The 26,284-nt window shown below is 44.5% G+C and carries 23 protein-coding genes; 11 read left to right on the top strand and 12 right to left on the bottom strand.

Annotated features, from left to right (window positions below):
• Window positions 1–6: 6 nt before the first annotated feature.
• The gene (locus tag IE104_RS06890) at window positions 7–333 is read right to left on the bottom strand and encodes a nucleotide pyrophosphohydrolase (RefSeq protein WP_229837682.1); all 327 of its coding nucleotides are present in this window, start codon (window positions 331–333) and stop codon (window positions 7–9) included.
• A gap of 33 nt (window positions 334–366) precedes the next feature.
• Here IE104_RS06890 and IE104_RS06885 point away from each other — a divergent pair, with 33 nt between their 5' ends.
• The 7 genes from IE104_RS06885 to IE104_RS06855 all read left to right on the top strand — a co-directional run bounded on the left by IE104_RS06885 (window position 367) and on the right by IE104_RS06855 (window position 10,961).
• Window positions 367–672: a GIY-YIG nuclease family protein gene (locus IE104_RS06885; RefSeq protein ID WP_189416964.1), complete on the top strand. Its 306-nt coding sequence runs from the start codon at window positions 367–369 to the stop codon at window positions 670–672.
• A complete protein-coding gene (locus IE104_RS06880) occupies window positions 665–1,309 on the top strand; it encodes a tRNA-uridine aminocarboxypropyltransferase (protein WP_189416962.1) in 645 nt (214 codons plus the stop codon). Before IE104_RS06885 ends, IE104_RS06880 begins: the two co-directional genes overlap by 8 nt.
• A gap of 10 nt (window positions 1,310–1,319) precedes the next feature.
• The gene (locus IE104_RS06875; protein ID WP_189416961.1) at window positions 1,320–4,232 is read left to right on the top strand and encodes an insulinase family protein; all 2,913 of its coding nucleotides are present in this window, start codon (window positions 1,320–1,322) and stop codon (window positions 4,230–4,232) included.
• A gap of 178 nt (window positions 4,233–4,410) precedes the next feature.
• A complete protein-coding gene (locus IE104_RS06870; protein WP_189416959.1) occupies window positions 4,411–5,277 on the top strand; it encodes a PP2C family protein-serine/threonine phosphatase in 867 nt (288 codons plus the stop codon).
• Window positions 5,278–5,321: 44 nt separating this feature from the next.
• Window positions 5,322–7,658 (top strand): bifunctional serine/threonine-protein kinase/formylglycine-generating enzyme family protein, encoded by a 2,337-nt coding sequence (locus tag IE104_RS06865; RefSeq protein ID WP_189416958.1) that lies wholly within the window; start codon window positions 5,322–5,324, stop codon window positions 7,656–7,658.
• Between the two features lie 17 nt (window positions 7,659–7,675).
• Complete coding sequence (locus IE104_RS06860) at window positions 7,676–8,551, top strand: alpha/beta hydrolase (protein ID WP_189416952.1); 876 nt, start codon at window positions 7,676–7,678, stop codon at window positions 8,549–8,551.
• A 322-nt stretch (window positions 8,552–8,873) separates the two neighbouring features.
• Window positions 8,874–10,961: an alpha-L-arabinofuranosidase family protein gene (locus IE104_RS06855; RefSeq protein WP_229837672.1), complete on the top strand. Its 2,088-nt coding sequence runs from the start codon at window positions 8,874–8,876 to the stop codon at window positions 10,959–10,961.
• Between the two features lie 72 nt (window positions 10,962–11,033).
• Here the strand turns inward: IE104_RS06855 and IE104_RS06850 are convergent, their stop codons facing one another.
• The 7 genes from IE104_RS06850 to IE104_RS06820 all read right to left on the bottom strand — a co-directional run bounded on the left by IE104_RS06850 (window position 11,034) and on the right by IE104_RS06820 (window position 19,003).
• The gene (locus IE104_RS06850) at window positions 11,034–12,359 is read right to left on the bottom strand and encodes an RsmB/NOP family class I SAM-dependent RNA methyltransferase (protein ID WP_229837670.1); all 1,326 of its coding nucleotides are present in this window, start codon (window positions 12,357–12,359) and stop codon (window positions 11,034–11,036) included.
• A gap of 88 nt (window positions 12,360–12,447) precedes the next feature.
• Window positions 12,448–14,094 (bottom strand): methyl-accepting chemotaxis protein, encoded by a 1,647-nt coding sequence (locus tag IE104_RS06845; RefSeq protein WP_189416949.1) that lies wholly within the window; start codon window positions 14,092–14,094, stop codon window positions 12,448–12,450.
• Window positions 14,060–14,677, bottom strand: a complete 618-nt coding sequence (locus IE104_RS06840) for a hypothetical protein (protein WP_229837669.1) — start codon at window positions 14,675–14,677, stop codon at window positions 14,060–14,062. Before IE104_RS06840 ends, IE104_RS06845 begins: the two co-directional genes overlap by 35 nt.
• Window positions 14,678–14,793: 116 nt before the next feature.
• Window positions 14,794–15,486 carry an HTTM domain-containing protein gene (locus tag IE104_RS06835; protein WP_189416948.1) on the bottom strand — a complete coding sequence of 231 codons (693 nt, stop codon included), beginning with the start codon at window positions 15,484–15,486 and terminating at the stop codon, window positions 14,794–14,796.
• Window positions 15,486–15,917 (bottom strand): hypothetical protein, encoded by a 432-nt coding sequence (locus IE104_RS06830; protein ID WP_189416946.1) that lies wholly within the window; start codon window positions 15,915–15,917, stop codon window positions 15,486–15,488. Before IE104_RS06830 ends, IE104_RS06835 begins: the two co-directional genes overlap by 1 nt.
• Before the next feature lie 63 nt (window positions 15,918–15,980).
• A complete protein-coding gene (gene uvrB / locus IE104_RS06825) occupies window positions 15,981–17,990 on the bottom strand; it encodes an excinuclease ABC subunit UvrB (protein WP_189416945.1) in 2,010 nt (669 codons plus the stop codon).
• A 77-nt stretch (window positions 17,991–18,067) separates the two neighbouring features.
• On the bottom strand, window positions 18,068–19,003 hold the full coding sequence (locus IE104_RS06820) for a LysR family transcriptional regulator (protein WP_189416943.1): 936 nt from the start codon (window positions 19,001–19,003) through the stop codon (window positions 18,068–18,070).
• Window positions 19,004–19,156: 153 nt separating this feature from the next.
• On the opposite strand from IE104_RS06820, the gene IE104_RS06815 reads away from it, so the two are divergent.
• The 3 genes from IE104_RS06815 to IE104_RS06805 are packed head-to-tail and all read left to right on the top strand — an operon-like array spanning window position 19,157 to window position 21,097.
• Window positions 19,157–19,759, top strand: coding sequence for an FMN-dependent NADH-azoreductase (locus tag IE104_RS06815; protein WP_189416942.1), 603 nt, complete (start codon window positions 19,157–19,159; stop codon window positions 19,757–19,759).
• A 52-nt stretch (window positions 19,760–19,811) separates the two neighbouring features.
• A complete protein-coding gene (locus IE104_RS06810) occupies window positions 19,812–20,183 on the top strand; it encodes a 4a-hydroxytetrahydrobiopterin dehydratase (RefSeq protein ID WP_229837668.1) in 372 nt (123 codons plus the stop codon).
• A gap of 59 nt (window positions 20,184–20,242) precedes the next feature.
• A complete protein-coding gene (locus tag IE104_RS06805; RefSeq protein ID WP_189416941.1) occupies window positions 20,243–21,097 on the top strand; it encodes a pirin family protein in 855 nt (284 codons plus the stop codon).
• A gap of 40 nt (window positions 21,098–21,137) precedes the next feature.
• Here IE104_RS06805 and IE104_RS06800 read toward each other — a convergent pair whose 3' ends face one another.
• Window positions 21,138–21,659, bottom strand: coding sequence for a hypothetical protein (locus tag IE104_RS06800; protein ID WP_189416940.1), 522 nt, complete (start codon window positions 21,657–21,659; stop codon window positions 21,138–21,140).
• Window positions 21,660–21,671: 12 nt separating this feature from the next.
• The gene (locus IE104_RS06795) at window positions 21,672–22,064 is read right to left on the bottom strand and encodes a hypothetical protein (RefSeq protein ID WP_189416938.1); all 393 of its coding nucleotides are present in this window, start codon (window positions 22,062–22,064) and stop codon (window positions 21,672–21,674) included.
• A gap of 163 nt (window positions 22,065–22,227) precedes the next feature.
• Between IE104_RS06795 and IE104_RS06790 the strand changes: the two genes are divergently transcribed.
• On the top strand, window positions 22,228–24,057 hold the full coding sequence (locus IE104_RS06790; protein ID WP_189416937.1) for an ABC transporter ATP-binding protein: 1,830 nt from the start codon (window positions 22,228–22,230) through the stop codon (window positions 24,055–24,057).
• A gap of 113 nt (window positions 24,058–24,170) precedes the next feature.
• Here IE104_RS06790 and IE104_RS06785 read toward each other — a convergent pair whose 3' ends face one another.
• Window positions 24,171–25,640, bottom strand: a complete 1,470-nt coding sequence (locus IE104_RS06785; RefSeq protein ID WP_189416935.1) for an inorganic phosphate transporter — start codon at window positions 25,638–25,640, stop codon at window positions 24,171–24,173.
• Between the two features lie 83 nt (window positions 25,641–25,723).
• Window positions 25,724–26,266, bottom strand: a complete 543-nt coding sequence (locus tag IE104_RS06780) for a DUF2058 domain-containing protein (protein WP_189416934.1) — start codon at window positions 26,264–26,266, stop codon at window positions 25,724–25,726.
• Between the last annotated feature and the right edge of the window lie 18 nt (window positions 26,267–26,284).

The raw sequence follows: 26,284 nt of genomic DNA, 5'->3' as shown, positions 1-26,284 counted from the left end.
AACTTCTTAAGGTTGTTTGAATCTGATTTTATTTTTTTGAATTTTAGCACCCAAGGCCGCCGCCAAATCTATATCTAACTGCATCGACAGTTCTGTTAGGTACATAACTATATCGGCAATTTCATCAGCAACCTGGGTTCTTTTTTCATCAGTGAGCTCGACCGATTCCTCCGCAGTTAACCATTGGAATTCCGCCAATAGCTCACTCGCCTCCACCGCAACTGCGGACGCGAGATTTTTGGGAGTATGGTATGCTTGCCATTTATTTGCAGCGGCAATTGCACGAAATTCACGGTTAATTTCCGCAAGATCCAATGGCTTTAATGACTGCACCTTTTGATCACCTCTGATACCCGGTCTGCTTGCATGAATGCGAAAAATTGGTTCGTATATATGATTCGCACCACCGATAGCCAATTGTACACCGGCATCACCACGGATATCCAAAGGCGCTGGCAAGAGCATAGCAGCGGCAAAGGCGGCGCACGCTATTTTCGCGCACGTACACCGGATGCTATAGCGCTCCTGGAGATACATCCTGATCGCAGCAGCGCCAGCAAGCGCGAAGCAGAAATTAAAAAGTTATCGAAACAGGCAAAAGAGGCCTTGGTGACAAGTCGTCTTCTCACCACCTTAGGTTTACTATCGGGAAGCCCTGAACTCAATGACTAAACGTCCATCCTGTAAACTGTGTTTACGACCTTTGAAAACCTGCATCTGTAAACACATTCGCAGCGTTAACAATCTAGTTTCATTAGTGATTTTGCAGCATCCCCAAGAAGTGCACGAAGTTAAAAATAGTGGTCGCCTTGCGCATTTGTGTTTAAAAAACAGCCAAATTCATATGGGTGAAAATTTTGGGGACGACTTTTTCCAGCAGTTACGAAATGATCAATATTACGACCTGCTGCTCTACCCGGAAACGCCAGAAGAGAAATCCCTGGGGATTATTACTCCTCCCCAAGTCGAAAATTGGCGCATAAACAATGATCAAAACCCGAACGTATTTAAATCACTTCGCCTATGGGTGCTGGATGCGACCTGGCGTAAAAGTCGTAAAATGCTTTATCTCAATCCGGCCTTGCAAACAATGCCTCGCTTATGTCTGGATAATTGTCCTCCTTCTTTATACACAATTCGTAAAGCGCATAGTGAAAATCAACTTTCCAGCTTGGAAGCAAGTTGTTACGCTTTGCAGAAGTTAGAGGCCGGCAAGGTGGACTATTCCCCGGTACTTAAAGCCTTTGCTGATTTTGTAGCAGAGCAACACTCATTCGTATCTTTATTCCAATTACCTTCATCTTTGTGACGGAACAACTATGACCCATCCCGCTTTTGAATTTATTCGCAGCCAAACAATTGATGCTTTGAAAATAAGTGTTGAGGAATATCGCCACAAGGTTACAGGCGCACAACACATTCATATGGTTGCGGATAATCAAGAGAATGTATTTTTAGTTGCCCTCCGGACCGTGCCCCATGACTCAACGGGAGTGGCTCATATTCTTGAGCACACTGCATTGTGTGGTAGCGAAAAATATCCGGTTCGCGATCCTTTTTTTATGATGGTGCGCCGTTCGTTAAATACGTTTATGAATGCGTTTACCAGTTCGGATTGGACCGCCTATCCTTTTGCCAGCCAGAACCAGAAAGATTTTAATAATTTGTTGGATGTTTATTTGGATGCGGTTTTCTTTTCACGTCTTGACGAGCTGGATTTTGCGCAAGAAGGTCACCGGATAGAATTTTCTGAAACCGATAACCCAAATTCTGATTTAGTTTTTAAAGGTGTGGTCTTCAATGAAATGAAAGGTGCTATGAGTTCGGTGCCCTCACAGTTATGGCATACACTCTGTAAATATTTGTACCCTACTACGACTTATCATTTCAATAGTGGCGGCGAGCCGGAAGACATTCCCAATTTAACTTATGAACAATTGAAAAATTTTTATCGCACACACTATCACCCTACTAATGCGATATTCATGACCTACGGAAATATTCCTGCATCTGTACACCAAGAAAAATTTGAAAACCAAGCCTTATCTCGTTTTGAAAAACTCGACTCGATCATTAGCGTACCTGATGAAAAACGTTATCACGCACCTATAGCTGTTGAAGAGTTTTATCCTGCAGAAGATGATGAAGATATCGCAAATAAAAACCATTTAGTCATTGCATGGCTGTTGGGTAAAACAACAAATCTTGAAGAGAGCCTTGAGGCACAATTACTTTCCAATATTTTGTTGGACAATTCTGCATCACCCCTACAGCAAGCGCTTGAAACAACCGATTTAGGCCAGGCACCCTCGCCTTTGTGTGGAATGGACGATTCATCGCGCGAAATGGCTTTTGTGTGTGGGCTTGAAGGTTGCGCAATTGAAAATGCTGAAAAAATTGAAGAGTTAATTTTTACAACCTTGCAAAAAGTGGCTGAAGAAGGCGTAGCCTTATCTGAAATTGAAGCTGCTTTACACCAGCTTGAATTACAGCAGCGCGAAGTCGGCGGCGATGGTTATCCCTACGGTTTACAGCTTATTTTAACAGGCTTAACCTCCGCTACCCATCGTGGTGATCCTATTGCGCTTTTGGATATGGATGCTGCGCTTAAAAGCCTTCACGAAAAAATTCATCAACCAAACTTTATTCAAACCTTGGTTAAGAAATGGTTATTGGAGAATAACCATCGTGTACGTTTAATCATGAAGCCCGATACGCAATTAAATGCTCGTGTACAACTCGCTGAGGCGGCACGTCTGGCCAAATTAAAATCAGAGTTAACGCCTGCCGACAAACAAAATATCATTGCTCGCTCGCACGCTTTACAAGCGCGTCAGTTACAGCAAGATGATGAAACCATTCTTCCTAAAGTAGGCTTGGAAGATATTCCAGAACACCTGCACTACACTCCCGGCACCCACGAAATTTTTAATGGCTATCCGCTACGCTGTTACAGCGCGGGCACTAATGGTTTGGTGTACCAGCAAATTACCTTCAAAATGCCTGCAATAACTGATGCACAGAAAAAGCTTTTGCCATTTTATTGCTCATGCCTAACCGAACTTGCTTTAGGTGATAAAGATTATTTGGATGTGCAACGCTGGCAAGCAGAAGTCGTTGGTGGAATCCGCGCTTTCAGTAGCATTCGCGGCACTGGTGATGACGTACAAAAAATTGATGCTTATGTCACCTTGTCCGCAAAAGCCCTAAGTCGCAATCAAGTCGCCATGAGCGAACTAATGCAAGCCACACTAAAGCAAGTTCGTTTCGATGAGCACGAAAGATTGCGTGAATTAATTGCGCAAAAGCGTGCGCGCTCCGAACAAAGTGTAACGGGCCACGGCCATAGTCTGGCGATGACTCTTGCAAGTGCCGGCATGAGCCCTGCAGCAAAACTTGCACATGAGTTAGGCGGCTTAATTGGCATTGCTGAATTAAAACTACTTGATAATTTATTAGACTATAAAGACAAGCTTACCGAATTTGCTCAGGGCCTCACGCAAATTCATCAACTTATGTTGAACGCCCCCATACAATTTTTAATTGTGGGTGAGGATGAGCATTTGAATACTTATCGCAAAACCCTGGAGACCTTGTGGCCAGCAACATCGGCAACCGACAAATTTGTCAGCTTTGCAATTCCTGCGGTAAGTGAGCAAATCAAACAAGCCTGGATAACCAACACACAAGTTAATTTTTGCGCAAAAGCCTATCCAACGGTACCCGCCGATCACCCTGATGCAGCGGCGCTTACGGTATTGGGAGGTTTTTTGCGCAACGGTTATCTGCACCGTGCAATTCGCGAGCAAGGCGGTGCCTATGGCGGTGGTGCAAGCCAGGACAATACTATCGCTGCGTTCCGCTTCTATTCTTACCGCGACCCACGTTTGACGGAAACCCTCGCCGACTTTGACGCTTGCTTAAGCTGGTTGCAGGAAACAAAGCATAGCCACCAGGCTTTGGAAGAAGCCATTTTGGGAGTTATCGGCAGTATTGATAAGCCAGGATCACCTGCCGGTGAAGCTAAAACCACCTATCAGGCAGAGCTTTTTGGTCGCACTCGTGAAAAACGCGAAACCTTCCGCAATCGTGTCGTGAAAGTGACTATTGATGACCTGTTGCGAGTTGCTAAACACTATTTGGTAAGTGAAAAAGCCAGCGTGGGAATCGTTAGCTATGCGGGGCAACAGGAGAAACTGCAGGCGCTTGGTTTAGACATTCACCAGCTGTAAACCTTTAAATACTTGATGTTTTAATTAGGAAAAGCATTTCGCCTAAGGACCTAAGTGTGATCAATTCTGCGCTTTTGCAAAGCTTTTATAGCTTTCGCAAATTGCGGGAATTGAAGAATGGCAAAAAGTCACACAATCAGCGATTATGGCGCAATAATCTTAATAACAGAGCCTTGCAATGACGCTAGTCCATCCACTCGAATACAGTGCCGCGACCCACCCGGGCCTTAAGCGCGAAAACAATGAAGATTGTTTTCTAAGTGCGCCTAATGCCGATTTGTGGGTGGTGGCTGACGGTATGGGTGGCCACGAGGCCGGTGAAGTCGCAAGCGCAATAGTGCGCGACACCTTCGAGGAGTTTGTACAACAGGGTCTCCCTTTTTCCCTTCCTGATCTTATCCAAAAATCCCATGAAGACATTTTAAGCTCTGCCGATAAGGGTATTGGAGCCATTGGCATGGGTTCTACAGTAGTCGCATTGCTTAGCCAGAAAAAGCATTACCAGGTTGCATGGGTAGGCGATAGCCGTGCTTATTTGTGGACACCGGATGAATATGGTGGCCAGTTAACGCGCCTGACAACAGATCACTCCTATGTACAAATGCTTTACGCATCAGGCGCAATTACAGCAGATGACGTAGATACCCATCCGGATAAAAACATCATTACCCAATGCTTGGGTATGCAGGAACTTGCCCAGGTAAAAGTTGATATAGCACAGGGACAATGGCAAAAAAATCAGTGGATTCTGTTGTGCAGCGACGGCCTCACCGATGAGCTGAGCGATTCTTCCATTGCACAAATTTTAGAACATAGTCCAAACAGTTTAACGGCTGTGGATCAGTTACTGCACGAAGCGCTAACCAGTGGTGGGCACGACAACATCACCATACAAATTATTGAATCCCCGATTGTTGCTGAATCGTTTAGCAGCCTATTTTGGAACTGGATTCCGTCAATTACAAACAACAGAGCGATAGACGTTATTATTTTTTTTAGCGCCATTACCGCCTTGCTAGGATTGCTGGTCAACACACTAAAGTAACCAACGAAACATTTGCATTTTAAGTAGAAGAAAGCTCGCACAATATGGCACTACAAATACCGGGTTACCGAATAATCCGTAAAATAAATCAGGGTGGAATGTCCACCGTTTACCTCGCGATCCAAATCAGCGTGGGGCGTATTGTTGCACTTAAAGTAATGAATCCCAGCTTGACCAGTGATCCTGCTTTTAGTGAACGTTTTCAGCGTGAAGCCACGATTGTTGGACAATTGTCGCATCCGAATATTGTGGCTATTTACGATATAGGTCGCGCTGAGGATTTGAATTACATTGCCATGGATTATTTACCCAACGGCTCTGTGCACGACAAAATGATTAATGGCATGACCGGCGAAGAAGCCCTGCGTGTCACTAAAGAAATTGCCAATGCTCTGGATCATGCTCACGAGAAAGGTTACATACACCGCGATATAAAACCGGAAAATATTTTATTCCGCGCTGATAACTCTGCCGTTTTATCTGACTTTGGTGTCGCCAAAGGAATTGTGGGCGTGTCGCGCATGACCCATGTTGGCACAGTAGTAGGCACGCCACATTATATGAGCCCGGAACAAACTCGTGGCCAAACAGTTGATTCGCGCTCTGACCTCTACAGCTTGGGTGTTTTATTTTTTGAAATGCTAACAGGCTTTTTGCCTTATCAAGGCGAAGACACAGTTACCATTGCGCTAAAACATATAAGCGCACCTATTCCAAAATTGCCACTGCAATACCAGGCCTATCAAAAAATGTTGGAGAAGTTTCTTGCAAAAGATCCCGACCAACGTTTCCAATCTGGCCAGGAAGTTAGCACTGCTATTGACCAACTGGAAGCTGCGGCAAGAACACCTTACATTCCAAATGCTGCGCCAGAAGATTTATCGGTCATGGCATTGATCCGCGCACTTTTTGCGGCTACCAGCCAGGCGATTAAGTGGCGCTGGAACAGATTAACGAATTTACGCTGGAACAAAGATGAAGGATTCCACACGCGCAAATCATTCAATGATTCCGTGTTTGGCAGTGAAATTGCGCCAACCATTTTTGCTACGCGTATCCAACAGCAAACCCACATTAATCCTTCGCTAATTATCCACAATCGCAGCTTGAGAAAATTGTTGCTGATTACAGGCGCAGTGATAATTTCATGGTGTGTATTGAGTGTGATTTTGCAATCCATTTTTGCGCAGCAGATCGCGCAAGGGCCTCAGCTTTTAAATAAAGCAACGCGAGCAACGGCAAGCCTATTTATTTCACCCAAACCCGTAACTGCAAAATTAACGCAGAATAATGCGCGCAGTTCCGTTTCATCTAAAACCCAATCAAGCGCGACAAGTTCGGTTGCAGTGGTTACGGAACAATCTTCAGTTGCATCATCTCAACAAGTATCCAGTCAGGCATCCTCTATTGCGCTACCGACTTATGCTTTAACGATTAAGACAACACCGGAAGATGCGCGCATTCGCTTAATGAATATTCCTGAGAAATACAAAGAAGGTATTGCCTTAACATCTGGTCGTTACAATATTGAGCTTTCAAAAACCGGATACAAAACCAGAACTGAATGGATTGAAATTAAAAATGAACCTCTCAGCGTTTCATTTACGCTTGAAGCGGAATTGGATCTTAGCAACCCGGCCAAAGCAACCATCCCCAATATTGTTTATGGCGGCAAAAATGCGCCTGCCCTAGTTCGTGTTCCCGCCGGTAGTTTTACCATGGGTAACGATAACAATATGCACTCTGCACCTGCGCACAAAGTAGCAATCAAAGCCTTTGCGATAAGCAAATACGAAGTGACTTTTGCAGAGTATGATTTTTTCGCGCAGTCAACCAACAAACCTTTACCGGGAGATAATGGTTGGGGCCGTGAAGATCGGCCCGTCATTCATGTCAGTTGGAATGATGCTGTGGCTTATACACAATGGTTGAGCAAAACCACCGGCAAAAAATTCAGGCTGCCTACCGAAGCAGAATGGGAATATGCCGCGCGCGCAGGAAGCACTACAACCTACTGGTGGGGCGACAACGAGCTGGATGCAAAAGGCAAAGCAAATTGTCGTAGAGGCTGCTCCAGTAATTATTCCGGTTTGTTCGGCAGTAAAACAGCACCTGTCGGCAACTATACGCCCAACGCATTTGGGCTTTACGATGTATCTGGAAATGTTTCGGAATGGGTACAGGATTGTTACCAGGACAATTATAAAAATGCCAGCAGCACTGGCGCAGCAACGGACGAAAAACAATGTACGGGTCGCGTTGTTCGTGGCGGCTCTACAAAAGATAACGTGCAACATTTGAGCACAAGTGCTCGCGATAATATTCCTTCAGGATATTTAAATGAAACCCTGGGTTTCAGAATCGTGATGGAATTGAACTAAACACGAGGAACAAATGTATGCATAAACTTTTTTTCAATCTCATTATTACAGCCGTAGCTTTAGTATTTACCAATATTGCAATGGCCGACGAACCACAAGTTATTTATTTGTGGAAAAAAGGCGCTCCCGGTTTCGAAAAACTAAAAGATAAACCAGAATCTGCGCAAGACTGGTGGGTCAGGGATATCAACAATCCTTCCATCGTCGTATTCAAACCTCCAAAAGAAATTGCGAATAGCACTGCAATTTTAGTTGCACCCGGTGGTGGCCACAGAAACCTGGTATTTAATTCAGAGGGCCGCGATGCTGCGCAATTTTTGAATAAGTTGGGTATTACCGTATTCGTATTGAAATATCGTTTAGCCAGACAAGAAAATTCACCCTACTCGCTTGATATACATCCGCAACAAGATGCCTATCGCGCAATGCGCACCATTCGCAGCCGCGCTGCTGAATTTGGTATTGACCCCAACAAAATTGGAATCATGGGGTTCTCTGCCGGTGGAGAAGTTGTTGCGAGTGTTGCCTATGGTTCAGGCGATGGCGATGCCAAAGCTAAAGATCCTATTGATCGCGTTAATGGCAAACCCAACTTCCAGATTTTGGTATATCCGGGACCACTTTGGGTTCCAACCAGTCTTGATGACAAGGCACCACCCGCCTTTATGGTTGCCGCTATGGACGATGCCTGCTGCGCAAAACCTATTATTGATTTAGCCCAGCTGTACCACGCCGCCAAAATCCCCGCAGAGATACATCTTTATGCAAAGGGTGATCACGCGTTCAACATGGGCAAACGCACAAGCCTCAAAGGCCTTCGCGATTGGCCACAGAGATTGGCCGATTGGCTAATTGACTCACAATTTATCCCTGCCCCGATTGCCACTCCATAAGCCTAATTATCGCTGAAGGCGCCCTTGCCTTCAGCGTGTCTACCCCACTTTTAAACTTCCTTTTTATTTGAATAATTCCGCTGCAATTCTTTACATCCACACCAATTTGTCTTATAGAATTACTATAGTAATGTATAAACAATGCTGTTAGCATTTGAACATAAATGGGCAATAACCAACACTTATTCGCCCTATAAATAGTGCTTGGAAAAGCACCTCATAAAATCTCCGGCCAGGCTTCACTCTTCACGTTAATGATCGAGAAATAGATAGCAAAACTTATCTATTTTCGTTTAATAAAAATTACTTTCAGGAAAAAATCGTGGATAAATTATCAGCAATCACAAGACGAAATATGCTTTTGGGAACTGCAGGGCTTGCAGGCGCGTTGAGTGTTCCACCCTATGCTGCCGCAGCGTCAACTTCAGCACCGCTTAAAGGTGTTATTGATACCAACCAAAAATTTCCTCCGATTAATCCCTACATTTACGGTGGATTCCTCGAACACGGCGCAAATATTATCAACCACACAATGTGGGCAGAAGTTCTACACGATCGCAAATTTTATTACGGCATTTTGCAAGTTGAAGAGCCAAAACCAGATCCGGCGAACTTCCGTGCAGCAATGGCCTATATCCATAAATGGACCGCCATAGGTTCACCATCTGATATTTCATTGGATGAAACTAATGCTTATGTAGGTAAGCACAGCCCGGTTGTTAAGCTTTCCTCAACTCCAACAGGTATTGCGCAATCCCATGTCGCACTCACCAGCGGAAAAGCTTATACAGGCAGAATTGTTGTTAGTGCAGAGCAAGACACCGAAATTTCAATATCGCTCGTGGAAGGAAAAAACAAACAAACCGTAAAGGTAAGAGCATCCAAAGAATGGAATACCCTTCCTTTTAAATTCACTGCAAAAACCAATACCACTGAAGCACGATTCGAAATTACCGCCACTGGTTCCGGTAGCTTCCGTGTGGGCGTAGTCTCCTTAATGCCTGCCGACAATATCAAAGGTTTCCGCGCCGATACCATTGCGCTGATGAAAGAGATGGATTGTAAAATTTTGCGCATGCCCGGCGGTAATTTCATTTCTGCTTACGATTGGAAAGACACCATTGGTGATCCGGACAAACGCCCACCCGTTTTTGATCCTGTTTGGAAAGCACTGCAACCTAACGACGCAGGATTGGATGAGCTTTTGTTAATGTGCGAACTCATCAATTGCGAACCTTACTGGTGTGTTAACACCGGCTACGGTGAACCTCGCTCCGGTGCAGAAATTGTTGAATATGTGAATGGTGCCGCTGACACATTCTGGGGCGCAAAACGCGCCGCAAATGGTCGCAAAGAACCTTACAAAGTTAAATATTGGAACATCGGCAACGAGATGTACGGACACTGGCAATTTGGTCACATGTCTCGTGAACAATATGTCATTAAGCACAATCTGTTTGCCGATGCGATGCGCAAAGCTGATCCTTCCATTTACATCATCGCCCCTGGTGGTTTTGTGGATGAAATGACAACAGGCCAAGGCATTTTCATTGAAGGGCAACCCGAAGTGAAAGTTGGTTCTGAGCGCGATTGGGCTTATGGGATGTTCAAAAACTCCAAAGGCAAATTTGATGCTCTAGCGACTCACGCTTATCCACCAGAAAACAAACGCTTTGATTTAAAAACCGGAAAGCTGTTCGATGTTAAGCAATCATTAACTGAATGGGCCAGACAGCCCGCACAACGTGTTGCGACAATGGCTGACGCATGGGAAGAATACAAAAAAGCTTTCCCTGAATTAAACGATGGGAAAGTGAAAGTATTTTTTGATGAATGGGCGTTCAGTTTCCGCGATAGCATGAAAGGCACTTTGGCAGTTGCAATCGCTTTCCACGAATTTTTCAAGCATACCGACTTTATTGATATGGCCGGCTATACCATGGCGACCGCGTGGCTTAATGTTACACCTACAGGTTCAACCATTAGTGCCAAAGGTCGCGTATTCCAGCTGTACAACCAACATTTTGGAAGTATTCCTGTTGGTGTAAGTGGCAACTCTCCGCAACCTGCACCGCAATATCCTGCAGGCGGCGATCAACCAAAAGTGAATACCGGAAGCGCAACCTATCCTTTGGATGTAATGGCTGCATTGACCAAAGATGGGAAAACGCTGACAGTTGCTGTTGTTAACCCGACAGAAACTACGCAGAGCCTCGATTTATTTTTCGAAGGTTTTAGCGCAAGCGCTCAAGGCAAAGCCTGGAGTTTGATTGGCAAAAATCTTGAGGCAACAAACGTGGTTGGAAAAAAACCTGATGTTGTTATTCAGGAATCATCTTTTGATGCACGCTCTACCCGCTTCCAGCTTGCACCAGCTGCCATCAAAATCTTTCACTTTCCAAAAGCATAAGGATTAAGCTTTAGCGAAAGATAAAAAAGTGGCGGAAGGCTTATCACCTTCCGCCATTTTTTGTATTGGGATTTAATTCTTTTTTAGCACTGCAACAAACATTGCATCTGAATTTTGTTCTGGTGAACCCAACATTTTTTGCGACACCAGTGCGAACTCAGGGTGAGCTTTCAAAAACCAATCTACTTGCGTTTCATTTTCACTCGCTTGCCAACTACAGGTTGCATAGACAACATGACCATTAGCTCGTACTGCTGTAACAACATTACGCAAAATTTGTTGCTGTAGCTCCACCAACTCCTGCGTATCTTTTTCGTTGAAACGCCAACGTGCATCAGGGTTGCGTCGCCAGGTTCCGGATGAACTGCAGGGCGCATCAACCAGCACCCAATCAAAACCTTGCTGCTGTGCAATTTCTTTTGGTAGGCGCAAAGGCTCATCGCCAGACCATTCAAAGCTGCGAATGTTGTGAAATTCTGCGCGCTTGCTGCGGCGCTTTAATTCTTCCAATTTATAGCCATGCAAATCTGTGGCTATCACAACACCTTTGTTATTCATTCTAGCCGCAATGGCCAACGATTTTCCACCGGCACCGGCACAGGCATCCCACACTTTTTGGCCTGGCTTAACATCAACAGCCAGTGCAATTTGCTGGCTAGCCAAATCCTGGATTTCAATCCAACCTTCTTTATGCGCTTGCGCTCCAGATAAATGTTTTCCACCTGCAGCAAATAAACGGCCTGCTTCATCCAACTCTACGTGAACCGAATCTTGTTGGAGTTTTTTGATAACATCCTCAAGTGGTATATTTTTTTGAATTCGCAACCATAGTGGCGGTGTTGAATTTTGCTGCTCAATAAAATCCGTAAGCTGCTCATGAGTCCATTGCGATGCGTCTTTTCGCTCCTCCAACAAATTTAACCACTGTGGGCGCAATCCCGCCCACAAGAGCAAATCTTCTGGCTGTTCGCTCACGCTAAAATATTTTTCCAGCTTATCAAACCATTCTTTGCGTGCCGTAGCGTCACGCAACGCTTTCGGCGCTGCGTTCTCATTTTTTTCACGCAAGGCAATCCAAAACCAAAACGCGGCGACAGGAATCTTTTTTGCGCTGGATTTTTCCCAGGCTTTATCCCACTCGTTCCAGTTTGGAATTTCTTGCTTCTGGTAGCTTTCTTCCATCGCGCAGGCCAATTGAAAATAGCGCATGGCAGAAAACATACATAAGCTGAGTTCGCGGTTTTGGTTTTTTGAAGACGCAAACTCGGAATAAGGATTGGTATTTTTACGGAGCTGATTTTTTAACCATTTATCGAGCGCACCCCATTCATTTTGTGAAAGCCAGTTGCGCCATAAATCAAATAAAGTGTCATAAGGGATTTTGTTGGGAATTGCCATTGCGGGAACCATGAGCTGAAATTGCGCCCATTTTAACAGCGAAATGCCCTGCTGTACGTTTTAGCGGAATTCTTAAGCTTAAATATTGCTAAATTTTAAATTTATAGAGTTCTTCATGCAGGGAACTGGCTACCTGTGCCAATTCTTCCGACGCACCTTCGACATTTTTCGCTAAACCATCTGCGTCCTGGGCATAAAGCGATATATTATTTGTGTTCTCGCTTATTTCACCTGCAACTTGCGATTGCTGGTCAACCGCCGCAGCAATTTGTGAATTTAACTGGGTAACCTGACTAACCGCATCATCTATTTTTTGCAGGGCATCGCCCGCTGCACTGGCCTCAGTGACAGACTCCTGCGCAATTGACTGGCTTGCCTGCATGGCATTTACCGCTGAAGTTGCACTCGCTTGCAAGCGGCCGATCATTGCCTGTATCTCCTGGGTTGATTCCGCAGTTCGAAATGCAAGTTCGCGCACTGAATCTGCCACTACCGCAAAACCTCTACCCTGCTCACCCGCACGCGCGGCTTCAATAGCGGCATTTAAAGCCAGCAAATTAATTTGCTCAGCGATACTTTTAATAACATTGACAACACTGGCAATGCTTCCGCTTTCTGCGTTGAGTTCAACAATAACACTGGCAGATTTTTGTACTTCATTCGCTAAACGATCAATCGCTTTAATGGTATTTTTGACTACGCCCAATCCATTCTTGCTTTCTTGCTGGGCAAGCTGAGTTCGATCAGCCGCCTGAATAGCCGTATCTGCCATGGCTTGAACGGACGTTGAAAGCTCTGTGATGGCACTTGCTACCAAGGCAACTTCATGTGTTTCTTTTTGGACCAAGGTTGAATTTTTATTGGCGAGCGCAGCGAGAGTTGAAGCCTGCTTGTCAAAAACTTCGCCCATTCCTATAACTCGTGCAAGCAAGCCGCGCAAGTTTTCAATAAATTCATTGATAGTTTCGCCCAAGTTACCAATTTCGTCGTAATACTGGATGGGGATTTTATGTGTTAAATCACCACCATCACCCGCAAGTGATTTGATGAATTTTTGCATCTTGTAAACAGGTTCAAGAATAAGGCGAGGTATTAAATAGAGCATTACCAGTGCTACCGCTATGCTGATAACAATAAAAACGATAATGACGAAATAACTACGTTTAACAGCATCGTGAGACTGCTGCATTGCCTCTGACGCTTTTGACTGCACGTTTCCCTTAAGCGTATAAATTGCTACACGCATATCTTCAAATGCGGCGTTACCATCTTTAAAGCTTATTTCAATTGCCGTAGTCCTGCCCTCACGCGTATTACTCTGGCGAGCAGATACAACTGTTTTAGTTAGCTGCTCCCATTTATCACGTGCTATTTCATATTGATTATATGCGCCCTTAAATTCCTCTTCATGCATCAACTTATTAAAGGCAGCCATTTTTTCGTGGGCACTTTGCAGACTTTTTTGGTGATTAGTAACCGATGTAGAAAATTCAGGGGAATCTGGATTGAGAAACAGCATACTGCGTTCTTCAACCAGGACTTTATGAACATCAGCATCGGCTACTAACAAATAATTAGTAGCCGATAAATTCACTTCGCCCAACTGCCGGACTTTGTTATCAATGAGCTCAAACTTATAAAGCACCAGGATTCCCATTGCCAACATCATTAAACCTATGATGGCAATGGGAACCATTATTTTATTGCGAATTTTTAATCCGTAAAACCAATCCATGCTTGGGCCTATAATTATTTCGCTTTATCGAGTTCATCCAGATTAATACCAACACACAAAGCGCCAATGGCTTTACCGCCATCAAGTACAGGACAGAAACCTGAATCAAATAAGCTTTGGCGCTGTCATCGAATTTACTTTTACCTATATCCACGCCGCCCACTTTAAACGCGTTGGTAAATTTGGGTTCATCACCTTGCCAGTAATCAGATGTCTTATTAGTCATTGCAACATTCGCACCCTGATTATCCATAAGAATGCTTTCAAAGAAATAAGGTTTGGTTGCCTCGAGCTTGTCCAACTCCTGAGCACCAGCATTTTTCATCATGGCTTTCATTTGGTCATCCATACCTGTCGTCGCCATCCATTCTTTATCCCGCTTTTGTATTTGATCGAGTGTCATAGCCTTGGCATTCTGTTCTTTTACAGCGGCAACTAAAATTGGATCTTCACCCCATTTTTTAATTACTGGAAGCAAAGCAGTAACAGCCGGAGGAACATCTTCAGCCATAGCACTTGTTGCTGTTAACAAGCCAAATATCCCTGCCACTCCCAATTGTACGAAATAAATAAACGCTTTCATTTCCTGCTCCCATAAATGATTAATGTGCCAAAGCTACGCCTAACTTAATAAAGTAAAGGCAGTAACAAGGACTGTGTCAAGGACAGAAAATAATAGAAATCAAGTATATTTTTTAATTAAACGAAAGGAAAAATTACGCGGGATTGGAACCAAAAAAGAATGGGGAAACCGGCAGGCCATATCCAAAAAAATCGATTAAGCCCAAAAAGCCATGCATTCGCAAAATGAAATATTCCTGCAATAACTAATGCGATTAGAAATGTTATTTGATTTAGCAATGAAAACGGAAACGCTAATTCAAATAAAATCACCACCCAACTCATAATGCACATAAGCCGTGTCGATTTACCCCATAGTCTTATTTTATCGCTGACAGGATAAGCGGTGATCGAAAATACATCCTGCAGCGCACGGCCATTTCGCCACTCGACATTGATAACTTTAATGTAGCCGGATTGGAAGTAAGAAAAGGTCAACTGGAAAGCAAGATATCCCAATGCAATTTCCTGCCAAAAATGTGTGGAGGCTAGATGCGATAAGAACAGGCTAAACAGGACCAATATCCCCATTGCATCACTACCGCCATTGTACGGCCCCTGAAAGCGAAATAAATAAAACACAGAGCTTAACAATAAACCTAGCTCTACCCACACAGGTTGAATACCAACAAGTAACAACAATGAAAGCAATAGACGAATTGCAGCAATACTTTTTTCAGGCTGCAATCCGCGTAGATATTCCAGGCTTTGTAAAACAAAGGCGAATGCCAGAATAATTTCTGATACGCGTACCGCTTGTTCCAGTAGCATTAGCAAAATCCTTTTAATAATGCAGGTGAAGATGTAAAAGTGATTTGCTCGTATACGTGTTCTTCTTCGCGCATGACTGCACCAATGCGATAAACCAGGTAATTATCCTTTTCGCCAACAAGAATTTCCTTTCGTGCAACTGCTGCCAGAAGCCGGTGCATAATTTCTCGCGCACGCATTTCTGCGTAGCCTTCAAACAATCGCTCCGCACAAGTGTTTATATAAAGTGTTTCATTCCACTGTGGATTGTGAAACAAACGCAAAACCTGCTCTTTTACAGACAGTACTTTTGGTTTAGGACGAAACTCTAACCATTGCGTAGGCTCATCAGATTCAATGTGTAGCAAGGCATAATAAATTCGTGGTGACGGACCTATACCGCTAAAAAAACGCCATGAAGGAAAAAGTGCAGGCAGGATTATTTTTATCATGAATATTATTACCGGCTGAACATCAACTTAAATTCCAGGAACCACCTCCTTGTGCATGATTCGTTAAATCGCTTTCCTCTTTAACTGCTCAATTTGGTCACGCAATTTTGCCGCTGCTTCAAATTCCAAATCTTTAGCGGCTTGGAACATTTGTTTCTCCAACAACTCAATAGACTTCCAGATATTTTTTGGATCTACAGCGACAGAATACTTCGCTTGCTTCTCAGCAACTGCAGCACGATTGCGCGCTGCGCGGCTACCAGCGCCCGGCACCACTGAGGTTTCCATAATATCCTGCACATTTTTGCGAATACCTTTTGGGGTAATATTGTGCAAAGTATTATGCGCGATTTGCTTTTCACGGCGACGCTCGGTTTCATCAATCGCACGCTTCATGGAATCGGTAATCTTATCGGCATACAAAATAGCTTTACCGTTTAAATTACGTGCGGCGCGACCTATGGTTTGGATCAGTGAACGATCGGAACGCAAGAAACCTTCTTTATCAGCGTCGAAAATACAAACGAGCGATACCTCCGGCATATCCAGACCTTCACGCAAAAGGTTGATACCCACTAGCACATCAAATTCGCCCATACGGAAATCGCGAATAATTTCCATGCGCTCAACCGTATCTATGTCCGAATGCAAATAGCGCACGCGGGTACCATGCTCCGTTAAATATTCGGTAAGATCTTCCGCCATGCGTTTGGTGAGAACAGTAATAAGCACACGTTCGTCTTTTTCCACTCGCAAGCGAATTTCCGAGAGCGAATCATCCACTTGTGTGCCCGCCGAACGAATTTCAATTTCCGGATCGACCAGACCTGTGGGACGAACAATTTGCTCAACCACCTGCCCTGCATATTCTGATTCGTATTTCCCGGGTGTGGCAGACACAAAAATCATTTGCGGTGCCAAACGCTCCCACTCGTCAAAACGCATGGGGCGATTATCTAAAGCTGATGGCAAACGAAAACCATACTGTACAAGCGTCTCTTTGCGCGAACGGTCACCTTTATACATAGCTCCGATTTGTGGAACCGTTACGTGGGATTCGTCCAGCACAAGTAATGCATTAGGTGGCAAGTAATCAAATAATGTTGGTGGTGCCTCACCAGGTTGGCGGCCCGACAAATACCGTGAGTAGTTTTCGATACCGTTGCAATAACCGAGCTCTTGCATCATTTCCAAATCGTAACGCGTGCGCTCTTCCAAACGCTGGACTTCAATTAATTTATTATTCTCGCGTAATTGCGCAAGACGTTCGCGCAACTCTTCTTTGATTTGGTCAATAGCCTCCACAATTGTTTCACGCGGTGTAACGTAATGTGATTTTGGATAAATACTAACGCGCGGAACCTTGTGCTGCACTTCGCCAGTTAGCGGATCGAATATTGAAATGCTTTCAATTTCGTCATCAAACAATTCAACACGTACTGCATCGCAATCCGAATCAGCTGGGTAAATATCAATCACATCACCGCGAACGCGATAATTGGCGCGATAAAAATCGACATCGTTGCGAGTGTATTGCAGCTCGGCCAAACGACGCAAAATAGAACGCTGGTCAATTTTTTCACCACGCACCAAATGCAACAACATTTTCATGTAAGCATCCGGGTCGCCCAAACCATAAATCGCTGAAACCGTTGCAACTACGATTGCATCTTTGCGTTCCATTAATGCTTTGGTGGCAGACAAACGCATTTGCTCAATGTGTTCGTTAACCGATGAATCTTTTTCAATAAAAGTGTTTGACGAGGGAACATAAGCTTCCGGCTGATAATAGTCGTAGTAGGAAACAAAATATTCCACCGCATTTTTTGGAAAAAATTCTTTAAATTCCCCGTAGAGTTGTGCTGCAAGAGTTTTGTTATGCACCATCACCAAGGTAGGTCTTTGCACTTGGGCAATTACATTGGCGATGGTGAAAGTTTTACCTGACCCGGTTACCCCCAACAGGGTTTGGTGAGCAAGGCCTGCATTAATGCCTTCCACCAAGCCCGCTATAGCCGCAGGCTGATCACCAGCGGGAGGAAATTCGCTTTGCACTTGAAAAAGTTTATTCATGGGGTCGATATGTTCCAATCAAATTCATTGAGTTAATTGCAGCGAGCAATAATAGCCAGATTTGCTGACAATCAGTGTCAGCAGTGATTTTCTCCCGAACAGGCAATCGGCAAACACTCTTTAAAAATCTCCGCCAAGCGTTTTACGCCCGGACCGGTGAATTCTTTATCTGCAAATGTTAGATAAACAGGCCCCTCGCGCTCGGAGCCTACTTCCACGGGCAAATACTTTAAGGTGCCCGCGGTAATGTCATCTTTAGTGTATGCATCTGGAAGCCACGCGTAGCCCAGGCCCATACGAATCGCCTGCAATGAGGTTTTAATGTGGCTAACCGTCCAGCGCTGGTCAGCTTCTTGCCAGCCAACGGTGTGGCGACGATATTGCCCCGAGTCGCGTACGACTATTTGGCGATGCTGACGCATATCTTCGTAACTAACCTCCCGTCCAAGCTGCTGCAAGGGGTGATCTGCGCTGGAAACGCCGTGGAATTTGGCTGTCATCACCTTGTCGCCAATGAATCCCGCCGGCACAAAACCACCAATGGCCAAATCTACCTGCCGTTTTAGCAGCATGTCCTCAGTCCCGCTCAGCACGGTTTCATAGTATTCAACCCGCGTATCCGGGAAGTCTTTGGCGAACAACGACAAGCAATAGAGCACTTTCTCTGGGGGAACAATGATGTCGACTGCGATTTTTACAAGGGGTTCGACGTGCACGGCTAGGCATTCAGCGGATTTTTCAAGGCGTTCTGCCTGTTCCAGCAGCTGCTTTGCACGACGATAAAGCAACTCTCCTGATGGCGTAGCCACGGCTTTACGCCCTTGCAGGTTGAAGACTTTCACCCCAAGCGCCGTTTCGAGCTGGGCAATTGCGTAAGAAACCGCTGACTGGCTCTTATTTAATTGCTCTGCCGCTTTGGCGTAACCACCTGCATCTATAACCGCAAGCAGCGCCCTCCACTGCTCTAAAGTGACTTTATTTTCGGTAACGGCAGAGCTTGTTGGTGTATTCATTAGGGATTTTCTCTCGTTCAATCCAATTTTTCGATCAAATACAGCCAAATATCGCTATTTATCATTCATTCGTCAAATCATTTAATAGCTCCATGGCAACCAAGCCTGAAATTGACAACGAACAAGTTGAACTTAAATCTGAGGACTATAGAAATGAGCACTTTATTACAGATCAACAGCAGTCTTTTTAGCGACCACGGTAATTCAAGCGCATTGGCAAATGAGTTTGTTCAAAACTGGTTGGCAAAACATCCCGATGGCAAAGTTGTTGTACGCGATTTGGCTAAGAACCCTGTTCCACATTTGGACTCTGCCACCGTACAGGCATTCTTTACTCCAGCAGAAACGCGTACTGTCGAACAACAAGCTCTGGTAGCACTTTCTGATAGTTTGGTAGCTGAACTGGCAAATGCCGATGCCGTTGTGATTGGCGTACCTTTGTATAACTTTGGCGTGCCTTCAACGCTTAAAGCCTACTTCGATCAATTGGCGCGTGCAGGTATCACCTTCAAATACACTGAAACCGGCCCTGTTGGACTTTTGGCGGACAAACCTGTGTATTTTATTGCAGCGCGCGGAGGCTTCCATGCTGGTAAGGAATCCGATTCACAAACAGCGTTTTTGAATTCGTTCTTTAACTTTTTGGGAATCAAATCCATTCAGTATATTTATGCCGAAGGCTTGAGCATTACTGATGCGAAAGATAAATCCTTAACAGAAGCTCGTCGTGAGATTGAACAAGCTGCTGCCGCTTAAGGATTAATCGGGCTATGATAGCGCGAAGAAATTTTCGCGAGGAAAAAAAACCGTGGCCCAGTTAATTAACGAATTGAGCGAAAAAACCTGTAGCGCCTGCCGTGTGGGTGCGCCTCTGGCAAGCGCAACAGAAATAGCCGATGTATTAAACGCTTTACCGCATTGGTCTGCAATTGAAGTTGATGGTATTCAGCAATTGACGCGCATCTATAAATTCAAAAATTTTGTAGCTGCGCTGGAGTTCACCAATCTAATTGGCGCTGTAGCGGAAGAATATGGTCATCACCCGGCGCTCTTAACGGAATGGGGAAAAGTCACGGTCAATTGGTGGACGCACAAAATCAAAGGCTTACATGAAAATGATTTAATCATGGCGGCAAAAACAGAAAAGATTTTTCAAGCTATTGATTCAACGAATTTGTAGATGAGTTAGTGAAATTTTAAAAACCCACACACAAATTCACAACTATTAAGGTGAACAAAATGCAAAAGCAACTCCAGCAAATTATTCCTGCCCGCGCCACCAGCGATGGTGCAGGCGTGCGCATCAAGCGCAGCCTGGGGCAAACGCAACAAGCACGTTTCGATCCTTTTTTAATGTTGGATGAATTTGGTTCAGAAAGTGCCAATGATTATATTGCGGGCTTTCCTTCTCATCCCCATCGCGGTTTTGAAACTGTGACCTATATGCTTGAAGGCCACATGTTACATGAAGATCACATGGGCAACAAAGGTCATTTGCGCAATGGCGATGTGCAATGGATGACTGCAGGCCGAGGAATTATCCACTCAGAAATGCCGCAACAGGAACACGGGTTAATGCGCGGTTTTCAATTGTGGTTAAACTTACCCGCAGCAGAAAAAATGAAGCCTGCGCATTACAAAGATATACCAGCGAGTGAAATTCCCGTTGCGCAATTAGGTAATGGTGGCAGCATAAAAGTGATTGCCAATAGCGCGGTTGTTAATGGCAAAGTGATCAGCGGCCCGATTCAAGGCATAACTACCCAGGCAATTTATTGGGATGTGCATTTACCTTTGAACGAAAGCTTCGCCCACGCTATTCCGGCTACTCACAATACCTTTATTTATGTATATGAGGGAGCGATTGCGATTGGTGAAGATAAGCGCAAACTTGAAGCTGGCAATGCAGGATTGCTAGGTGCTGGCGATGAAATTTCTGTAACGGCACTTAACGACGCTACACGTTTTATTTTGTTGGCAGGCATTCCACTCAAAGAGCCTATCGCACAGTACGGCCCTTTTGTGATGAACACATCCGACGAAATTGAACAGGCAATCCAGGATTATCGCAGCGGTGCTTTAATCAATTATTAATCGGCAAACTAATGAGCCTTTGTATAAAAGCAAAGGCTCATTAACGCCCTTGTGCGTAAGCCTGAATGTAAGACTTTAATAAAACTTCGTGGGATTTCACAAAAGCTATATCCTCAGCCGGTGCATTTAATACAGCTGTGTCTGTTTTTGCACGCAATGCCTTCTTTTGATCCTCAGTTAACTTCGACATTTCCTGTGTAAAAAAATAAGCTGCAATAGCATTGCCAAGCCGTGTACTCAAGCGCATGTACTCGCCAACAGATTTCCATCCATGGCGTGCAACAATTGGATTGACTACTCCCGACAAATCATTTTTTTGCAGGAAGGCTGCAATACGTACATCTTGTTCGCTCGCAGGTAAGGCCTCGAACTTTTTCATGTCTTCTTCTGACTTGTACATTGGCTCTAGCACCTGCACAACGCTCACAAAATCGCGATTGGACGTCATCCAACGCTGAACGGATTGCACATTAAGCGTTGCATTGTCTGGTAAGAATTGCGCAAAAGATTGAGCGCTTAAAAGCACTGATATCAAGAATATAAATTTCTTTAAAAACGTCATTAAATTATTCTCTTATTTGGCGACCTTTATAGTAATAGCAGCTGCCAGAGCCCATACCCAGAAAAAAAACAAAACAACAAAAGGTGTCAATAACCCCAAAGATAATCCTGCAACACCTTTGCTTTCATAAAATGGGTAGATAACAAATAATTGCACGCCTGCAGGAATAAGGGCGATAACAAAGCTGCGCGCTACGAGGCTACTCGCCAATATAGGCAATAAAAATAATAAGCCCCACAACCCACCCCAAACAATGCGAGGGTACATCCATGCTGGCGCTAAGGAGCCCGCTAAATTTACGTGAAGAGCGTGAGTAATTCCGTAGTGCGTAAACAACCACATAATCAAACATTGGATTACAGCGCCCACACAACCCGCAGCAAAGAAAACCAGCGCGTTTTTCATTGAGATTCCCTGAATAAATCAAAAGGTTATTTGTGACTATTGTCAGTACGCTGCCAATATTAACATTTTGAGACAAGCTTATAGGAACAATAGATGATAAAATTTTGAGCATTCTCTGCGCACCCTGCCAAGGCGTTCTAACTGCATTCAAGTGACAAATTCTATGTATCGTTTTTTTGAAAGCCTGATAAAGCCCTTCCCCCCCGAACACCCCAAGGCGCCACCGCAAACCTTGTTTGCATTTTGTCGCCACTACGCGCGCGGCGCTGAGCCATTCCTGATTTCTATGGCTTTGCTAACCGGTGCTATAGCAGTCATGGAAGTATCACTCTTTGGTTTTTTAGGGCAATTGGTTGACTGGTTAAATACTCACACTCCACAAAGTTTTTGGAGTGAATCGCAACACCAGTTATTAAAGATGGGCGCCATAATTCTCATTGGTTTACCTGTGACCGTTTTATTGCATGGATTGGTTATGCACCAGACTTTATTGGGCAATTTCCCCATGCGCATTCGTTGGCAAGCACACCGTTATTTGTTGGGGCAGAGTTACCAGTTTTATCAAAATGAATTTGCTGGCCGAGTTGCAACCAAAGTTATGCAAACGGCACTGGCAGTACGCGAAACAATAATGAAACTGCTTGATGTGCTGTTGTATGTATTCGTTTATTTTTCCAGCATCCTGGTTTTATTAGGCAGCCTGGATTTACGCTTGGCGGTGCCGCTTGTGCTCTGGGTATTTAGTTACGCAGGTCTGCTTTATTACTTTTTACCAAGACTGGCGAAAACCGCAATGCGCCAAGCGGACGCCCGGTCTGACATGACAGGTCGCTTGGTAGATACTTACACAAACATCTCTACCGTGAAATTATTTTCGCACTCCAACCGCGAAGCAGAATACGCCAAACAAGGTATGGAACATTTTTTATCAACGGTTCATCCGCAAATGCGCTTGGCTACAGCCCTGAGCTCAAGCGTGTGGGCAATTAACGCCGCATTAATTTTCTCGGTGGCATTTGTTTCAATATGGCTGTGGAGCAATGTGGCCATCACTACCGGCGCCATTGCTGCCGCTATAGGTTTGGTTTTGCGACTAAACGGTATGGCGCAGTGGATTATGTGGGAAGTATCCGCACTCTTTGAAAATATAGGCACAGCAAAAGACGGTTTAAATACGCTTTCAATACCGCGCGAAGTTCAGGATGTAGAAAATGCCAAGCCTTTGGTACTTACACAAAGCCGCATTGAATTTAAAAATGTGAATTTTAACTACGGCAAAAATGGCGGCCTTCTCAATCAATTTGACCTTGATATTAAATCTGGTGAAAAAATCGGTTTGGTTGGTCGCTCTGGCGCAGGCAAGTCTACTTTGGTTAATTTACTTTTACGTTTTTACGATGTTGAAAGTGGTAGCATTTTAATTGATGGCCACAATATCGCCTTGGTTCAACAAGAGAGCTTGCGCGCACAAATTGGTATGGTGACGCAAGATACCTCCCTACTGCATCGCTCTATTCGCGATAACCTTTTATACGGCAAACCTGATGCAACTGATGCAGATATGATTGAAGCCGCTAAACAAGCCGAAGCCCATGATTTTATTTTGCAACTCAGCGACAACCAGGGTCGCACAGGTTATGACGCGCATGTGGGCGAACGAGGTGTAAAACTTTCCGGCGGCCAACGCCAACGCATCGCAATTGCACGAGTGCTACTCAAGCAAGCTCCAATTTTGATTATGGACGAAGCAACCTCAGCATTGGATTCTGAAGTTGAAGCCGCGATTCAAACCAACTTGAATAAACTCATGCAAGGTAAAACTGTAATTGCCATTGCCCATCGCCTATCAACTATCGCAGCACTGGATCGATTAATTGTATTGGATAAGGGACATATTATTGAGCAAGGCACTCATGCAGAATTAATTGCCAAGCATGGTATTTATGCGCAGTTGTGGGAAAGACAATCGGGAGGGTTCTTGGGGGAGTTTTAGATAACTCACCCTTAATAGCTTGAGTGCGGTTACCTCTAATGTTAATCGTGTAAAAGTAAAATAAAAAAGCCGAGCAATTGCTCGGCTTTTTTATTTTAAAACTCAGATTGGCATCAAAGAAAAACTTTTGCGCCCACGTAAAACAATCCACCCGCCAACAAAATTGTCGCAGGTAAAGTCAGCACCCAAGCCATAAGAATTGTTTTAATGGTGGAGAATTGCAAACCAGATTTGTTGGCAACCATTGTGCCCGCCACAGCGGACGAAAGTACGTGTGTTGTTGACACTGGCATACCGGTAATACTTGCAATACCAATTGCAGTTGCCGCAGTAACTTGCGCCGACATACCTTGCGAATAGGTCATACCGGTTTTACCAATTTTTTCGCCAACGGTTTTCACTACACGGCGCCAGCCGGTCATGGTACCTAAACCCAAGGCCAAGGCTACTGCCACAATTGCCCAATAAGGAGCGAATTCCGTTGTTGCAGTAATTTCTTTGCGAAGTTTATTAAGCTCATCTTTATCTTTGCCAGATACGCCTTCAACCTTGGTCATCTTTTTGGCCGTATCATCAATGCACAATAAAATACGGCGCACTTCGCGGCGATTTTCGATGCTGAGCTTGCTGTAGTCAGTTACATCTTTTAGTTGCACACCCAAGCTGCTAATAGCAACCAACGCATTTTTGGAGCTACATTTTTCTTCAGAAGTTAGAGTTGCTTCTGATTTGGCAAAATCGATTTTCTTTGCAAAAGCTTCCTGATTATTTTTATAAATACTTTCGATGTAAGTTGCCGCGTGGCGCGTTTTATCAATATCAATTGCGGAAGTGTTCAAGTCGAGAACAAAGTGTGCAGGTGCCATGCAAATCAACACCAACATAACCATACCAATCCCTTTCTGACCATCGTTTGATCCGTGCACAAAACTCAGGCCCATTGCTGAGGCAACCAAAGTTGCGCGAGTCCAAAAAGGTGGATGTTTTTTGCCATCAATATTTTCACGTTCTTGCGGCGTTTTATGAATTTTTTGTCCCGGCCAAATGCGCTTTAACAATAATAAAACCAATGCGGCGATGATGAACCCCACCAACGGAGAAATCAGCAAGGACAACATAATGTCTGTTGCCTTTTTGGTATTAATCCCATCGGCCAAGGGCAAATGCTCTAACAATGCGTAAGCTCCGCCTACACCTAAAATTGAGCCGATTAAGGTGTGTGAGCTGGATGAAGGAATTCCAAAATACCAGGTTCCCAAATTCCAGAAAATCGCGGCTGTTAGCAGCGAAAACACCATAATCATCCCTTTGGATGAATCGATATTGAGCAGCAAATCAACGGGGAGCAAATGTACGATTGCATAAGCAACACCAAGCCCGCCAATCATTACCCCCAAAAAGTTAAAAATACCGGAAGCCACAACAGCCATATGTGGCGGCATTGCTTTGGTGTAAATCACGGTGGCAACGGCATTAGCCGTATCGTGGAAACCATTAATAAATTCGTACGCAAGTACAAACGCCAAAGATAAAAACAAGGCCAAGCCAAGGGCAAAGCTGAGTCCAGTGAACATTTCTAACATAGGTAATCGCCTGTAATGGTAATGACGTTATTATGACACAAGCTAAAATGGATTCTAAGAATAGCCAAACCCGAAGGTTTGTGTTACCACATTAAATCGTCTGGAATTACATAGTCTTTATAGGGATCTTCTTCATCGGTTTGCGCTGCCTTAACATTCGCAACCAGCACAGATTTCGCATCGCGCAGGGCAATTTTATCAGCGACAACCCTGGGCACGACTTCATACCCATCGCCCAATTTAACGACGGCTAAAACACCGCGTGCGATTTGCTCCAGAATGAGGGGCGCTACTCGCATTTTCTTGATCAGCTTGCCATCAGTGAAGTTGTATTCAACATCATTTTGGCCGGCACCTTTCGGCTGGCGATGGTTTTCAATAAGCTGTTTTACTTGCGCGGCGATTGCTTTTTGTTCCTGCTCGGTATTGCGCTGACGATTGAGCTCGCGATCGCGTTCAGCCTTTTGTTGCCGGGCCATTTCGGCCGATTGCTTAACCTCGTCCACTACTGGCTCAGCAGAGCGGCGGGCAACATTGGTTTCCTTGCGCCTCTCTTTATTGGCTTGCTTGGCTTTTTTGCCGTCAATCAGGCCTGCTTTTAAGAGTTGGTCTTGGAGGGAAGCCATAAAAATTCATCCAATTCG

It is taken from the genome of Cellvibrio zantedeschiae (assembly GCF_014652535.1).
GTDB classification, from domain to species: domain Bacteria; phylum Pseudomonadota; class Gammaproteobacteria; order Pseudomonadales; family Cellvibrionaceae; genus Cellvibrio; species Cellvibrio zantedeschiae.
This window is presented reverse-complemented; position numbering and strand designations above follow the sequence as displayed.